Origin of the sequence: Catellatospora paridis (genome assembly GCF_009720365.1) — a bacterium.
Lineage (GTDB): Bacteria > Actinomycetota > Actinomycetes > Mycobacteriales > Micromonosporaceae > Catellatospora > Catellatospora paridis.
In genome coordinates this window covers 13,372-28,607 of record NZ_WBZD01000017.1, presented here as the reverse complement: position 1 = coordinate 28,607, position 15,236 = coordinate 13,372, and the positions used below count along the sequence as shown (strand labels likewise).

Genomic DNA, 15,236 nt, shown 5'->3' with positions numbered 1-15,236 from the left:
CGATCACGCAGGCTCAGGCGCTGATGCGGGCGTGGGCGGTGGCGGCGCCGGTGCGGGCCATGCGGTGCCAGCGCAGGCGGTCGCCGACCAGCGCCATGACCGTCGACTGGATCACCACGAGGTACATCAGCTGCCGGTACACGACCTGCTGCAACGGCAGGCTCCACAGTGGGCCGTAGCGCTCCCCGTCGAGCTTGAGGGCGTACGCCGCGGTCAGTACCTGGACCATGGTGAAGCCCAGCCACACCGCCGCCACCTGCGTCGGGGGCAGGAAGATCGCGCCGTACACGCCGTAGACGTCGACCATCGGCGCGGACAGCGGCAGCAGCACCTGGAACAGCGTCAGGTAGGACAGGCCGCGCCGGCCCAGCCGCCCCGACGCTCCGCCCTCGGCCAGCGCCCGGCGGTGCTTCCACATCGCCTGCATCGTGCCGTAGCACCACCGGTAGCGCTGCCGCCACAGCTGCCGCAGCGAGGCCGGGGCCTCGGTCCAGGCGATGGCGTCGGGCGCGTACACCACGCGCCATCCGGCCCGGATGATCGCCATGGTGAAGTCGGTGTCCTCGGCCAGCGTCTGCGTGGAAACCCCGCCGACGTCGACGACCGCCTCGCGGCGGAACGCGCCGATCGCGCCGGGCACGGTCGGCATGCACTGCGCGACGTCGAACATCCGGCGGTCCAGGTTGAAGCCGATCACGTACTCCAGGTGCTGCCAGCGGCCCAGCAGCCCGCCGCGGTTGGCCACCTTGGTGTTGCCGGACACCGCGCCGACCGCCGGGTCGGCCAGGGGCTGCACCAGCTCGCCGATCGCGTCGGGCTCGAAGACCGTGTCGCCGTCGACCATCACCAGGATGTCGCCGCGGGCGAACATGACCCCGGTGTTCAGCGCGGTCGGCTTGCCGGCGTTCTCCTGCTCGACCACGTAGACGTTCGGCAGCCGCAGGCGGCGCACCAGCTCGGCGGTGCCGTCGGTGGAGCCGTCGTCGACGACGATGACCTCGACGCTCGGGTAGTCGCCGCCGATCAGCGAGCGCACGGTCGCCTCGATGTTGGCCGACTCGTTGTAGGCGGGCACGATCACCGACACCGCGCCGACGTACCGCTTGCGCCCGCGGGTCAGCTTGCGCACCCGGCGCACGTGCACGCGGGCGCACCATACCTGCACGATCAGCCGCAGCACGGCGAGCACCACCGCGGCGAGCATGAGCCAGGTCATCGCGCCGGCCAGCCAGCCCGCGCCGAGCTGCGCGAACCGCAGGGCCTGTCCGCGTATCCGCTGCCCGGCGGGCGCGGCGGGTGCGGCGGGCAGCTCCATGGCCTGCGACACGGTGGTGAACCGGTAGCCCTGCTCCTGCAGCCTCGGGATGAGGATCTCCAGGGCGGCCACGGTCTGCGCGCGGTCGCCGCCAGCGTCGTGCATCATCACGATCGCGCCCGCGCCGCGGGAGGGCGTGGCCGCGGCGACGATCGCGTCGACGCCGGGCCGGCTCCAGTCCTTCGTGTCGAGGTCGGCCAGCACGGTGAGGTATCCCTCGTCGGCGGCCTGCCGCATCGCCTCGTACGCGGGCACGGTCACCGCGTCCGGGGTCGCCGAATAGGGCGGGCGCATCAGCGTCGGGCGCAGGCCGGTCGCGGCGGCGATCGCGTTGCCGGTCAGCGTCGTCTCCGCCGAGCGCTGCCAGCTCGGCGCGGCGGTCAGGTCGAGGTGGGTGAAGGTGTGCGCGGCGACCTCGCTGCCGCTGTCGACGATCTGCCGCGCGATGTCGGGGTGCTGGTTGACCTGCGCGCCGACGGCGAAGAAGGTGCCGGCCGCGTCGTGACGGCGCAGCACGTCGAGGATCGCGGGCGTCCAGCGCGGGTCGGGTCCGTCGTCGAAGGTCAGGGCGATCGTCTTGGCCGGCATCGCGCGCGTGGTCACCGTGCCGTCGGCGGCGAGCCGCTGCACCGGGCCGCCGTCGACCACCTCGTCGGGGGCGGGGCGCTCGTCGGCGACGGGGTGCGGGCCGCTGCCCTCCGCGCCGATGTGCTCGACATAGCCGTTGAGGGACAGTCCGGCCAGGGCGAGCAGCAGGGACAGCGCCAGCAGCAGCCAGTGCGCCTTGGGCGCCCGGCGCGGGGACTCGCGCCGTCTCGCGTGTCGCGACATCGCTACTTCTTCTTCGACGCGGTCGGGTGCGGCCGGTCGGTGGGCCGGTTGCCGTGGATGGTCGACGAGGAGCTGGGCGCGGCGCTCGGCTTGCCGGTGGTCTTCGTCGGCGACGCGGAGGGCTCCGTGACCGGTTGCGGCCGCGGCTGCGGCGTCGAGTCGGCCGGCGCCGGGCTGGGCGACTCCTCGGCCGCGGGACGGTCGGGCAGCAACTGGGGCAGGCCGGGCAGCCCCGCCCCGTCCACCCCGAGGAATCCCGCCACCACGACGCCCAGCATCAGCGTGAGCGCTATCCCGCCACCCGCGGCGAGCACGGTGAACAGGCGCCGCCTGCGGCCCGTGCGGTCCACGAACACCGGCCGGTTCGCGCCTTTTCTTCTGCTCATCCCCTGCTGCCCTGACCTAGCCCTCGCCTCCTGGAGGAGGCCTGTCACCGCGCACGACATGCGCCACCGGTAGAGCGCCGCACGCCCGCCGAACGTCACACCGGGTGACGCGTATCCCAAGGCAGGGGTCAGCCGGTTCGCACTGGCGGGTGCGATGTGTGCACAATCAAGCGCTCAGCCAGAGACGTGTGGGAGGGGAGCTGCCGGTGACCGAGCTGCGGCCCTCTGCTGCCGACCTGACGGCAGCGGTCGATGCGGCCCGGCACGGCGACGAGGCGGCGTTCAACAGCCTCTACCTGGCGGTTCAGCCGGGACTGCTGCGCTACCTGCGGATGCTCGTGGGCTCGGACGCCGAGGACGTCGCCTCCGAGACCTGGCTGCAGATCGTGCGCGACCTGCACACGTTCCGTGGCGACGAGGGCGGTTTCCGGCGCTGGGCGGCGACCGTGGGCCGGCACCGGGCCATGGACCACCTGCGCCATCACCAGCGCCGCCCGTCGGTGCCGTTCCCGGTCGAGGCGATGGCCGACCTGCCCGCCGCCGACGACACCGCGGCCTCCGCCGAGCAGTCGATGACGACCGACGAGGCGCTGTCGCTCATCGCCTCGCTGCCCGCCGACCAGGCCGAGGCGGTGCTGCTGCGGGCGGTGATGGGCCTGGACGCCCAGTCTGCCGCCGACGTGCTGGGCAAGCGGTCCGGCGCGGTGCGCATGGCGGCGCACCGGGGGCTGCGGCGGCTGGGCGAGATGCTGGGTGGCGCACGTCACGGTGGCGAGGCAGTGACACCCCGCGCGGATCCGACGCTCAACGAGGTGACATGAGCGAGTTTTCCACGACCGGCGGAATCGACCCCGGCACGAGCGAGCGGCTGCTCGATGGCGCCCGGACCCAGGCCGCCGACCAGGGACCGGTCGGCGACCTGCTGGCCCGTGCCGCCGCTCCGGGACGACCCGAGGAACTCGCCGGGGCGGCCACCGTGCTGGCCGCCTTCCGTGCGGCGTACCCGCAGCCGGCGGCGCGCCGGCGGCACACGCTGCGGCGGGCCCTGGCGCTGAAGGTCGGGGCGATCGTCGCCGCGTTGACGGTCGGCGGCGTCGCGTTCGCGGCCCACTCGGGCGTGCTGCCCAACCCGTTCCCGATCGGCCCGCAGTCTCCGGTGTCGCCGTCGAAGTCCCGGCCGGGCGCCACACCGGGCCACAGCGCCCTGCCGTCGCCGAGTGGCACGCCGTCGCCGAGCGGCTCGCCGCCGGCCCTGCCCTCGGCCCCGGCGAACCTGCACGGCCTGTGCCGCTCGTTCCTGGCCACCGCGGACAGGGACAAGCCGAAGGCGACGGACAGCCCGGCGTACGCCGCGCTGGTCGCCGCGGCGGCCGGGCAGGACCTGACCGGCTACTGCACCGCGCTGATCGAGCCGAACGGCGCTCGGCCCAGCGGGAATCCCGGCAACGGGCCCTCGCCGAGGCCGAGCAAGGCCAACCCCGCACCCTCCGCGAAGAAGACTAAGCACGGCTGACGGCACGCGCGTGACATGCGGGCGACGCCCGGCGCTAGCAGAGTGGGACCAGCAGGACGCACCCCTGCTGGTCCCATGATCCGTCCATGGTGAGCGCGTCCTCCGTCGCAGCCCATGGCGGCCGGGCGCGGCGCGCGCGCACTCCTCCCGCACGCGCGGCGCGCACCGGCGACATTGCTGAGACGACTCCCGCACGGCGCGTGCGCTTTATACCACTCTGCGCTATAGGTAGCCTGACCTGGTTTGTCGCATTTGTTGACATTTCAGGAGGCATATCCAGCATGAATAACGGATTAAGAGCAGGCGCGCTCGGCACCTCACTGCTGTCCGCTGTCCTGATGTTCGGCACCGCGGCCGCGCCGGCCCCGGTCGCCGCCCGCGCCGCAGGCCCCGCGGCCCCGGTCATCACCGAACCGGAGAAGGACAACAGACTGCTCAGCGCCGCCGACGTGCACATGGAGACGCGGGCGATGCAGAACAACGACGCCGGCGACGCCCACCTGTGCACCGACTGGGAGATCTGGGCCGGCAACGCCGGCTCCGGCGAGCGGGTCTGGTTCGACTCCTGCGCCAGCGGCACCGGCCGGGTGCACGTGCACCTGGGCGACGGGGTGTTCGAGAACTCGTTCGCCGGTCGCAAGGACCTGATCGCGGACAAGGCCTACACGTTGCGCGTGCGGCACCGCGACGCGAGCGGCGTGTGGAGCGCGTACTCCACCCGGCCGTTCAAGACCGACGTCGAGCGCAAGCCGCTGCCCGGCGCGGGCGACTGGAAGATCCACCAGCCCGGCTTCGTGGTCGAGGAGGTCACCGGCGACCTGGCGCTGCCGGTGAACATCGCGATGGTGCCGAACTACTCCGGCGACCCCACCAAGCCGCTGTTCTACGTCACCGAGCTCTACGGCCGCATCCGCGTGGTGACCGGTGACTACAAGAAGCACACCTACGCCGACGACCTGCTCGACTTCGACCCGAGCGCGCAGTTCCCGGGCACCGGCGAGATGGGCGTGACCGGCATCGTGGTCGAGCCGGAAACCGGCGACCTGTTCGTGTCCATGCTGTACAAGGACGACGGCGACCTGCTTCCCAAGATCGTGCGCTTCCACAGCGCGGACGGCGGCCTGACCGCCGCCACCAAGACCACGATCTTCAAGGCGCCGGGCGAGGAGCAGTCGACCTCGCACCAGATCTCGAACCTGAGCCTCGGGCCCGACAAGAAGCTCTACGTGCACATGGGCGACGGCTTCATCGCCGACACCGCCGAGGACATGGACTCCTTCCGCGGCAAGGTGCTGCGAATGAACCTGGACGGCACCGCGCCCAGCGACAACCCGTTCTACAAGGGCACCGGCAAGTTCCAGGCCAAGGACTACATCTACGCGTACGGCCTGCGCAACCCGTTCGGCGGGGCGTGGCGGGCCGCGGACGGCCAGCACTACTCGGTGGAGAACGGCCCGTCGGTCAACGACCGCCTGGCCCGGATCACCAAGGGCGGGCGCTACCACTGGACCGGCGGCGCCAGCGGCCTGACCAAGAACGCCCTCTACAACTGGAAGGAGACGCAGGGACCGGTCAACATCGCGTTCACCGAGCCCGGCGTCTACCACGCGGCCGGTTTCCCGCAGGAGAAGTACGGCAACGGCTTCGTGACCCTGAGCGGCCCGACCTACGCCAGCGGCCCGCAGCGGCGGGGCAAGAAGATCGTCGAGTTCTCGTTCAACGAGGACGGCTCGGTCGACGACCCGAAGACCCTGATCGAGTACACCGGCAGCGGCAAGACCAGCGTCGCCGGCCTCGCCCCGGGACCCGACGGGCTCTACTTCACCACGCTGTACACCAAGAGCGGCGACGCCACCGACTCCGGCGCCAAGGTGCTGCGCGTGCGGTACGTGCGCAAGGACACCGGCTCGCCGGTGACGCTGTACTCCGACAGCGGGTTCAAGGGCGAGTCCAAGGGCCTGGGCACCGGGATCTTCGACACCGCCGCGTTCGGCAAGGTCAAGGACAACACCGTCAGCTCCCTGCGGGTGGCCGGCGGCTACCGGGCCGTCGCCTGCGACAGCCCGGCGACCGCGCCCGACCTCGGCGCCTGCCGCTACTTCGGGCCCGGCGAGCACGGCGCGCTCGGCGACTTCAACGACAAGGTCTCGTCACTGACCGTCTTCGGCGGCCCGGTCGAGGGCAAGGGCGTCGTCGGCTACGGCGAGACCGGCCTCAAGGGCGCCGCGCAGCCGCTGGGCGCGGGCATGCACGAGTCGGTCGCGGGCGAGCTCGGCGGCGGCGAGAGCACGTCGATCAGCTCGCTGAAGGTCGGCGCGGGATACCGGCTGATCGCCTGCGACAAGGACCGCTCGGCCGGCACCGACCTCGGGGTCTGCCGCATCCTCGGCAGCGGCGAGCACGCCACGATCGGGGCGCTCAACGACAAGATCTCGCTGATCGGCGTCGTCGGGCCGCCGCTGACCGTGTTCTCCGAGGCCAAGGGCAAGGGCAAGAGCCAGAGTTTCGAGGCCGGGGTCCACGAGGGCACCCGGGGCGAGCTCGCGGGCGTCGGCGACAACGCGATCACCTCGCTGCGCCTGGAGCCGGGCTACCGGCTCGTCGCCTGCGCCGGTGACGGCAGCACCGGGGCCGGTGTCGCCACGCTCGGCCGCTGCCGGTCCTTCCCCGCCGGGGAGCACACGCTGACCGGCACCGACCTCGACGACGCCATCTCGCTGCTGCTGGTCTCGGGCGACCCGGTCAAGGGAGCGAACCTGACCGCGTACTCCGACCAGGAGTTCGAGGGCGGGGAGTCCGCCCTGGGCCTGGGCGTCTTCGAGGCGTCGCGGGGCGACCTCGGCGAGGCCGGCAACGACGACATCAGCTCGCTGAAGGTCGCCGCGGGGCACCGGGCGGTCGCCTGCGAGCACGGCACCAAGCCGGTCGTGCTCGACGCGGGCATCTGCCGCTACTACGCGGCGGGCGACGTCGCGTATGTCGGCGCGGACATCAACGACCTGATCTCGCTGATCGCGGTCGACAAGGTAGGCGGGACGCCGGCCAAGCGCTGACGCTCCGCACGACAAAGGCCCCGTTCCCGCCGCACGGCGGGGACGGGGCCTTTCCGCATACCCCCTAGGAACTGCTGCTGCCGGAGTCGCTGCCGCCGCCACCGGACGAGCTGCCACCACCGGAATCGCTGCCGCCGCCGGACCAGCCGCCGCCGGAGTCGCTCCCGCCCGACGAGCCGCCGGAGTCCGAGCTGCCCGACCAGCCGCTGCCGCCGGAGTTGTGGACCCAGGTCTGTTCGTCGGTCCAGACAGGGTCACCGGAGGTGGAGCCGCTGTACACCGGTCCGACGTACCCGCCGGGGCGGCGCTTGGGCCCCTGGCCCTGGCGCGCCGTGCCGCGCGACGCGGCGACGCTCACCATCACGACGACGATCACGACGAGGAACAGGCACGCCACTCCGGCGACAAGAAGGACGAATGATTCCATCGGGCCAATGTAGACGTCTCGCGCCATTCCTTCACACCGTCAGGAACCGACCCCGCCGCCGCCGTCACCCGAGCCGCGCGATGCGGCGGGCATGGAAAAGGCGCGAGGAGTGACCGGGTCACCCCTCGCGCCCTCGTGACGCTCAGCCCAGGTCGATCGTCGGGTACAGCGGGAAGCCCTTGAGCAGGTCGGTGGTCTGCCCGGCGACCCGGTCGGCGACGCCGTCGGCCAGCACGTACGCGGCCTTGGACGGCTTGCCGTCGGTGGTGCCGGGCGTGGTGCCCGCCAGCACGGTGTGGATCAGGTCGGCGATCTCGTCCATCTCGGCCGTGCCCAGGCCGCGCGTGGTCAGCGCCGGGGTGCCCAGCCGGATGCCGGAGGTGTACCAGGCGCCGTTGGCGTCCTGCGGCACCGCGTTGCGGTTGGTGACGATGTTCGAGTCCAGCAGCGCCGACTCGGCCTGACGGCCGGTGATGCCGTACGACGACACGTCGAGCAGCACCAGGTGGTTGTCGGTGCCGCCGGTGACCAGCTTCGCGCCGCGGCGCAGCAGGCCCTGGGCCAGCGCGTGCGCGTTGTCGACGATGCGCTGGGCGTAGTCGCGGAACTCCGGCCGGCGCGCCTCGGCCAGCGCCACCGCCTTGGCCGCCATGACGTGCGGCAGCGGGCCGCCGAGCACCATCGGGCAGCCGCGGTCGACCTGGTCGGCGAGCTCGGTCTGGCACAGCACCATGCCGCCGCGCGGGCCGCGCAGCGACTTGTGCGTGGTGGTGGTGACGATCTGCGCGTGCGGGATCGGGTCGAAGTCGCCGGTCAGCACCTTGCCCGCGACCAGGCCCGCGAAGTGGGCCATGTCGACCAGCAGGGTCGCGCCGACCTCGTCGGCGATCTCGCGCATGATCCGGAAGTTCACCAGCCGCGGGTACGCCGAGTAGCCCGCCACGATGATCAGCGGCCGGAACTCGCGCGCCGACCTGGCCAGTGCGTCGTAGTCGACCAGGCCGGTCGCCGGGTCGGTGCCGTAGCTGCGCTGCTCGAACATCTTGCCGGAGATGTTGGGGCGGAAGCCATGCGTCAGGTGACCGCCCGCGTCCAATGACATGCCGAGCATGCGCTGGTCGCCGAGCTCGCGGCGCAGCGCCGCCCAGTCTGCCTCGTTCAGGTCGTTGACATGGCGGGCCTGCGCCTTGGCCAGCGCCGGAATCTCCACCCGCTGGGCGAGCACGGCCCAGAAGGCGACCAGGTTGGCGTCGATGCCGGAGTGCGGCTGCACGTACGCGTGCTGCGCCCCGAACAGCTCGCGGGCGTGCTGCGCGGCCAGCGCCTCGACGGTGTCGACGTTCTTGCAGCCGGCGTAGAAGCGGCGGCCGACGGTGCCCTCGGCGTACTTGTCGCTGAACCAGTTGCCCATCGCCAGCAGGGTCGCGGGCGAGGCGTAGTTCTCACTGGCGATCAGCTTGAGCGATTCGCGCTGGTCGTGCAGCTCGGCGCCGATCGCGGCGGCCACCGCCGGCTCGACGGCGCGGATGGTGTCCAGTGCATGGCGGTAGGCCAGGGACTCGCTGGACAGGGACGCGTCAGACATCGGACCTCCTAGACGATACGGAAGAGGCCCAGGCGCTCGGCACAGCGTCACGACGACGGAGCCGCTCCCCGATGGTGACCCATCCCAGCGCGCCAGTCACGGCCCACCGCCCAGCCTAACAATCCCGGCCCGCCCCCGCCCGCCGCCGCACCGCCCGCGCCCACATCCCGGACAGTTGATCATGAAGTTGTGGCAGCGACACGCCGTCGAACCGTGCCATATGTTCATGATCGACGCTCGGGAGGGGGTCAGCCGAGGGCGCGGTCGAGGTTGAAGGCGGCGCTGATCAGGGCCAGGTGGGTGAAGGCCTGGGGGAAGTTGCCGAGCTGCTCTCCGGTGTGGCCGATCTGCTCGGCGAACAGGCCCACGTGGTTGGCGTAGGTGAGCATCTTCTCGAACGCCAGGCGGGCCTCGTCCAGGCGGCCCGCCCGGGACAGCGCCTCGACGTACCAGAAAGAGCAGATGGAGAAGGTGCCCTCCGCGCCGCGCAGGCCGTCGGGGCTGACCGCCGGGTCGTAGCGGTAGACCAGGGAGTCCGAGACCAGGTCGTTGCCGAGCGCGTCCAGCGTGGACAGCCACTTCGGATCGGTTGGCGAGACGAACTTCGACAGCGGCATCATCAGCACCGCGGCGTCGAGCACGTCGTCGTCCTCGTGCTGGGTGAACGCCGCACGCTCCGGCGACCAGCCCTTGCGCATGATCTGGTGGTAGACCGCGTCCCGGGCCTCCCGCCAGCGGCGCAGGTCTGCCGGCAGGCCGCGGCGGTTGGCCATCCGGATCGCCCGCTCGATCGCCACCCAGCACATGAGCCGTGAGTACAGGAAGTTCTTGCGGCCGCCGCGGGTCTCCCAGATGCCCTCGTCGGGCTGGTCCCAGTGCCCGCACACCCACTCGACCAGCTCCGACACCTCCTCCCAGCGGTCGCTGGAGATCGGCTGGGCCCATTTGTCGTAGAGGTAGATCGAGTCGATCAGCGCGCCGTAGATGTCGAGCTGCATCTGGTCCACCGCGGCGTTGCCGACCCGGACCGGGGCCGAGCACCGGTAACCCTCCAGGTGAGGCAGTTCATGCTCGTCGATGTCGGTGCGGCCGTCGATGCCGTACATGATCTGCAACGGGCCGTCCGGGCCGTCGCCGCGCATGGCCACATGGCGTTCCAGGAAGTCCATGAACGCCGACGCCTCGTCGGTGAAGCCGAGCCGCAGGAGCGCGTACACGCAGAACGCGGCGTCGCGGATCCAGACGTAGCGGTAGTCCCAGTTGCGCTCGCCGCCGATCTGCTCCGGCAGGCTGGTCGTGGCGGCCGCGACGATCGCACCGGTCGGCGCGTAGGTCATCAGCTTCAGGGTGAGCGCCGAGCGGTGCACCATCTCCCGCCACCGGCCCCGGTACCGCGACCTGGACAGCCAGCTCCGCCAGTAGCGCACCGTGTCGTTGAACTGCTCCTCCGCCTCCGCCAGCGGGCACGACCGGGGACGCACCTCGTCGGAGACCCGGTCCAGCGCGAACACCGCCGTCTCGCCCTCGTTCAGGGTGAAGGCCGCGCGCACGTCGCCGTCCTCCTCGGTGACCTCGACGCTGCTGGTCAGCGCCAGGGACAGCAGCGGGCACTCGAAAAGCACCCGGTCGCCGTCGCGGCGCAGCATGTGCGACTGGCGCCCGTAGTCGAAGCGCGGCGCGACCAGCGCGGCGAAGGGCAGAGTGCCGCGTACGCAGATCACGCGGCGGATCAACCGGTGCCGCCCCGCCTCGGTGGGGTCGCCGACGATGGGCATGAAGTCCTGGATCTCCCCCACCCCGTCGTAGGCGTAGAAGCGGGTGATCAGGACGTTGGTGTCCGGGAAGTAGAACTGCTTGGTCTGCGCCGGGACGGCCGCGGCCAGTTCGAACCGCCCGCCGCGGTCGGCGTCCAGCAGGGAGGCGAAGACGCTGGGCGAGTCGAACCGCGGGCAGCAGTACCAGTCGATGGTGCCGTTCACGCCGACCAGCGCCACGCTGCGCATGTCGCCGATCAGCCCGTGATCGGCGATCGCCAGGTAGCATCCTGCGTTCCCGTCCGCCACCCGCCCAGCATATGACCGAAATGCGGCAACCGACCCCCGTTGCCCGTCCAGGGTGGGCTTGGCCGCACCGGTGGGGAGCGGCCTACTCCGCGTCGACCCGGCGCAGCGCCTGGAGCGCGCCGTCCAGGCTGACCCCGAGTGCGCGGGCCGCGGTGCGGTATGTCCGTGCGGCCTCGTCGAGCCTGGCCATCGCCTCGGCGGGCGGCAGGTCGGGGCGGCGCTCCGCGACCGTGGTGCCGTGCCGTACCCGGCTCACCACGAGGCCCGCGGCCTCCAGCTCACGGTAGGAGCGGGCCACGGTGTTCACGGCCAGGCCCAGGTCCGCGGCGAGCTGCCGGATCGTGGGCAGGTGCGCACCGGGGGCCAGCGTCCCGTCGGCGATCATCGTGGCGACCCCCGCCCGCACCTGCTCGTACGGCGGAACGGCGCTGTCATTGTCGATCTTGAGTTCCATCGGGCGTGCCTCCCGGGTCGCTCGCCCACTCCGGCGAACACCCTAACCCGCGCCGCCGCCGCGGACCCGGCTCGCGGGACCGCCGGGCCGCACGGACTGACCGTCGGGCGTACGCCCGCGTATCCCGCCCGCGAGCGGACCGTTCTTGATGAGTGACCCGGACCCGCGCCCCACGTGTGCGCGGGTTCGAAGTCGACCCGCCATCGAAGGGATCGAACGTGCACGACGGCTCACTGCTCACCGCCGAACGGACCCGCCCCGCCGCGCCGGTGCCCGGTCCCGTGCCCGCCGCGGGCCGGACCCCGCGCCCGGTCGCGATCGCCGTGCTGGCGGGAGCGGGACTCACCGTCGTCGCCGCGGTGCTTGCCGCGCTGCAGCTGCTGCCCGCGGGCTCGCGGGCGGGCGCATGGCGCTACCGCTACGCCCACACGTTCTCCTGGGAGATGCTGCTGCCGTTCGCGGGCGGCGTGGCCGCGGTGCTGGCCCTGCTGTGGCTGACCCACCGGCTCGGCGCGCGCCGGGAGCGGCTCGCGCTGGGCATGTGGCTGGCCGCCGCCGTCCCGCTGCAACTGGTGGTGCGCGCCGCCGACGAGGCGTCGCTGGGCGCGATCGTCGGCAGCGACCGGGCAAACTCGTTCTACACGCCGTCGCTGCGCTTCACCGCGTACGAGTACCTGTCGCGCTTCGAGGAGATCGTGCACGCGCTGCCGCAGCACGCCCGCTCGAACATGCCCGGCAAGACGCTGCTCTACCACCTGCTCGGCACCCTCACCACGAACCCGGCCGCGCTCGGCATCCTGGTCGTCGCGGTCTCCAGCCTGTGCGCGCTGCTGGTCTACCTGGTGGTGCGCGAGGTGCTCGGCGACCGCCGGGTGGCGCTGTACGCCCTGATCCTGTGCCTGCTGGTGCCGGGTCGGCTGTACTTCCTGCCCATCCTCAACGCCGTCTCGCCGGTGCCGATCCTGCTGTCGCTGTGGCTGTTCACGCGTTACCTGCGTGCCGCGCACTGGGGCTGGGCGGTGGGCCTGGGCGCGTCGCTCTACCTGGTGTTCTTCTTCGAGCCGCTGCCGCTGGTGATGGGGCTGACGTTCGCCGCACTGGCCGCGCTGGCGCTGTACCGGCGGCAGCTGGACTGGGTGGGGCTGCTCAAGCTGGTGTCGTTGACGCTGGCCGCGTTCGCCGGGGCGTACCTCGGCACGAAGCTGGTGTTCGGCTACGACCTTTTCGTCAACCTCGCCGAGGTGCTGGCCGACGCCACCGACTTCAACGAGCGCGCGCACCGGCCGTACGACGTGTGGGTGGTGCGCAACCTCGGCGACTTCGCCCTCTGCGCCGGGTTCGCGGCCACCGTGCTGATCGGGTACGCCGCGTGGGACGCGGTGCGCCGCGGCGCGACCCGCCCCATCGCCGCGCTGACCCTGTCCGGGCTGGCCGTGCTGGCCTTCCTCGACCTGGTCGGGATCAACCGCGGCGAGACCACCCGGCTCTGGATCTTCCTCGCGGTGTTCCTGATGATCCCGGTCGCCTGGGTGTGCGCCCGCTCGCCCCGGGTGTGGCCGTTCGCCGTGGTCACCGCGGCGCTGATGCTGCAGATCGCGACGACCACCCCGATGATCGCCTTCATCCGCCCCTGAGCCTGCGCTGCCCCCTGAGCCTGCACGGTGCGGCGCCCCACCCGGTCCGGGTGGGGCGCCGCAGCGTTCACCGGGCGTACCGGTACACGCCGATGCCGTCCCTGGTCGGACAGGTCAGCATGGTCGCGTTCGCCGAGCAGTAGCCGGCGACGGCCGGCTCCCCGAGCGCGACGTTCTCGCCGGTGGACAGCTGATGACCGAAGACGCCGGCCTGGCCGAAGACCAGGAGGTTGCCGGACTCGATCCACATCGCCTGGCCGTCCAGGCTTGCCAGTGGCGTGCCGTCCGGGGCGATGACCACGGACGGCTCGCCCATGACCAGCAGTCCGACCTGCGCCGGGAACAACCCGCGCACCCTGGACTTCACCTCGCGCTCCCAGACCGTCCAGCCGAGGCCCGGGTCGACGACCGTCAGCGTGGCGCTCTCGCCCGTGTCGCCGGTGACGGCGCAGAAAAGCGTGGCCATGCACGGCGACGGCCAGGCCCCGTCGAGTTTCGCCTGGACCGCCTGGTCCGGCATGGACGGCCTCCCGTCGAGCGGCTGCGCTTTGACCCGACCCCCGGCGAACTGGTACATCACCCCGTCGACGACGATCTCCTGCCGCAACCGGTCCCCGTCCAGGGGCACCACCGGCGCGGCGAGTTCCTGCTCCACCCGGCCGGTGGTCACCTCACGCAGCTGTGCCCGGCCGGTGGCCAGGTGCAGCACGACGCGCCGGTCCGCGGGCGTCCGGCCGGCGAAGCCGCCCACGGCGTACAGCTCGGACATGGTGCGGATCGCGTTGGTGCCGGACTGGATCACCCGCTCGGCGGCCGTCCATCGCGGCTTGCCGGTGCGCAGGTCGAGGGCCTCGGTGACGCCGCGCTGGTGCCAGGTGATCACGAGCGTGTCGTCGTAGAGGACGCGGTCGGTGTCGTTGAAGGAGTACGGCAGCGTCCACATGAGCTGCCCGGTGGCCGGGTCGATCGCGATGATCGTGTCACTGCCGTCCTTGATCAGCGGGTTGTCGAAGCCCTGCTCGGTGAGCAGCAGGATCGCGCCAGCGGACACCTCCATGCCGTTGGTGTCGCCGAACCTGCCCAGCGACCGTGCGGGCCACAGCGGCTTAGCCGTGGTCAGATCGACCGCGCCGACCCATTCGGCCCCGTCCTCGGCCATCCACATGGCGTACGCACGGTCGCCGACGGTCGTGGTCATGCCGAAGGTGACCGGCCCGGCGAAGCGGATGACCGGCTCGGCGGCGCCGTCGAACGGGACGAACTCCGTCACGGCCGGCAACGCGGGAAGGACCGGCCGCACCGGTGTGGTGGCGGGCGCCAGCACGGCCTGCGCGCCGAGCAGCGCGGCGACGACGGCCGCCCCGGCGGCGAGCAGCCCGCCGAACGAGCGGCGGCGGCGCTGGGCGGCGCGGGCCAGCACCGCGGACAGCTCCGGCGGCGGCACCGCGTCGACCCGGTCGGCCAGCCTCGCGTAGAAGGCCTCCGGTTCAGTTGACATGGCTGCGCTCCCCCAGTGCGGCGGCGAGGCCGGCCCGTCCGCGGGCGAGCCAGGACTTGACGGTGTTGACCGGCACCGACAGCTCCGCGGCGATCTCCGCCACGGACTGGTCGAGCAGGTAGTGCATCGCCAGGACGCGACGCTGGTCGATGGGCAGCTTCTTCAGCGCCGCGACGACGGTCATCAGCTCCTCGTCGGGGGGCGGCACGTTCGGGGGTTCGGGCAGGGCGGCGGCCCGGCGCACGGTCAGCCGACGCCACCAGTCGGTGGCCAGCCGGGTCACCACCAGCCGCAGCCACGCCTCGGGGTTGTCGTAGCGCTGCAGGGTCGGCCAGCGCTGCCAGGCACGGGCGTACGCCTCCTGGGTGAAGTCCTGCGCCTCGGCCAGGCCACCCGTGAGGCCGTACGCGAAGCGCATCAGCCGCGGGGCGGTGCCCCGGTAGAACGCCTCGAAATCTGACACTGTCACTCCAAGGA

At 72.1% G+C, this 15,236-nt stretch carries 12 protein-coding genes and 1 riboswitch; of the genes, 4 read left to right on the top strand and 8 right to left on the bottom strand.

From position 1 onward, the window contains the following. Positions 1-13: 13 nt before the first annotated feature. Both F9C41_RS31085 and F9C41_RS31080 read right to left on the bottom strand, forming a co-directional pair. Complete coding sequence (locus tag F9C41_RS31085) at positions 14-2,146, bottom strand: bifunctional polysaccharide deacetylase/glycosyltransferase family 2 protein (RefSeq protein WP_155390378.1); 2,133 nt, start codon at positions 2,144-2,146, stop codon at positions 14-16. Positions 2,147-2,148: 2 nt separating this feature from the next. Next, positions 2,149-2,532: a hypothetical protein gene (locus F9C41_RS31080; RefSeq protein WP_155390377.1), complete on the bottom strand. Its 384-nt coding sequence runs from the start codon at positions 2,530-2,532 to the stop codon at positions 2,149-2,151. A 206-nt stretch (positions 2,533-2,738) separates the two neighbouring features. Between F9C41_RS31080 and F9C41_RS31075 the strand changes: the two genes are divergently transcribed. The 3 genes from F9C41_RS31075 (at position 2,739) to F9C41_RS31065 (ending at position 7,098) form a co-directional block, all read left to right on the top strand. After that, the gene (locus F9C41_RS31075; RefSeq protein ID WP_230690150.1) at positions 2,739-3,353 is read left to right on the top strand and encodes an RNA polymerase sigma factor; all 615 of its coding nucleotides are present in this window, start codon (positions 2,739-2,741) and stop codon (positions 3,351-3,353) included. Then, the gene (locus F9C41_RS31070; protein WP_155390376.1) at positions 3,350-4,045 is read left to right on the top strand and encodes a hypothetical protein; all 696 of its coding nucleotides are present in this window, start codon (positions 3,350-3,352) and stop codon (positions 4,043-4,045) included. Before F9C41_RS31075 ends, F9C41_RS31070 begins: the two co-directional genes overlap by 4 nt. Before the next feature lie 281 nt (positions 4,046-4,326). Continuing rightward, the gene (locus F9C41_RS31065) at positions 4,327-7,098 is read left to right on the top strand and encodes a PQQ-dependent sugar dehydrogenase (RefSeq protein ID WP_196280037.1); all 2,772 of its coding nucleotides are present in this window, start codon (positions 4,327-4,329) and stop codon (positions 7,096-7,098) included. Positions 7,099-7,162: 64 nt separating this feature from the next. On the opposite strand, the gene F9C41_RS31060 is transcribed toward F9C41_RS31065, so the two are convergent. The 4 genes from F9C41_RS31060 to F9C41_RS31045 form a co-directional block, all read right to left on the bottom strand. Next, on the bottom strand, positions 7,163-7,525 hold the full coding sequence (locus F9C41_RS31060; RefSeq protein ID WP_155390374.1) for a hypothetical protein: 363 nt from the start codon (positions 7,523-7,525) through the stop codon (positions 7,163-7,165). A 142-nt stretch (positions 7,526-7,667) separates the two neighbouring features. Continuing rightward, the gene (locus F9C41_RS31055; protein WP_155390373.1) at positions 7,668-9,110 is read right to left on the bottom strand and encodes a glycine hydroxymethyltransferase; all 1,443 of its coding nucleotides are present in this window, start codon (positions 9,108-9,110) and stop codon (positions 7,668-7,670) included. 19 nt (positions 9,111-9,129) lie between these two features. Further along, positions 9,130-9,220: riboswitch (ZMP/ZTP riboswitch) on the bottom strand. Positions 9,221-9,358: 138 nt separating this feature from the next. Next, a complete protein-coding gene (locus tag F9C41_RS31050; protein ID WP_269058997.1) occupies positions 9,359-11,173 on the bottom strand; it encodes a glycoside hydrolase family 15 protein in 1,815 nt (604 codons plus the stop codon). A gap of 82 nt (positions 11,174-11,255) precedes the next feature. Beyond that, a complete protein-coding gene (locus tag F9C41_RS31045; protein WP_155390372.1) occupies positions 11,256-11,627 on the bottom strand; it encodes a GntR family transcriptional regulator in 372 nt (123 codons plus the stop codon). 218 nt (positions 11,628-11,845) lie between these two features. Here F9C41_RS31045 and F9C41_RS31040 point away from each other — a divergent pair, with 218 nt between their 5' ends. Continuing rightward, positions 11,846-13,261: a hypothetical protein gene (locus tag F9C41_RS31040; RefSeq protein ID WP_155390371.1), complete on the top strand. Its 1,416-nt coding sequence runs from the start codon at positions 11,846-11,848 to the stop codon at positions 13,259-13,261. Between the two features lie 67 nt (positions 13,262-13,328). Here F9C41_RS31040 and F9C41_RS31035 read toward each other — a convergent pair whose 3' ends face one another. Continuing rightward, complete coding sequence (locus tag F9C41_RS31035; RefSeq protein WP_155390370.1) at positions 13,329-14,759, bottom strand: outer membrane protein assembly factor BamB family protein; 1,431 nt, start codon at positions 14,757-14,759, stop codon at positions 13,329-13,331. Then, complete coding sequence (locus tag F9C41_RS31030; protein ID WP_407924754.1) at positions 14,749-15,222, bottom strand: sigma-70 family RNA polymerase sigma factor; 474 nt, start codon at positions 15,220-15,222, stop codon at positions 14,749-14,751. Before F9C41_RS31030 ends, F9C41_RS31035 begins: the two co-directional genes overlap by 11 nt. Between the last annotated feature and the right edge of the window lie 14 nt (positions 15,223-15,236).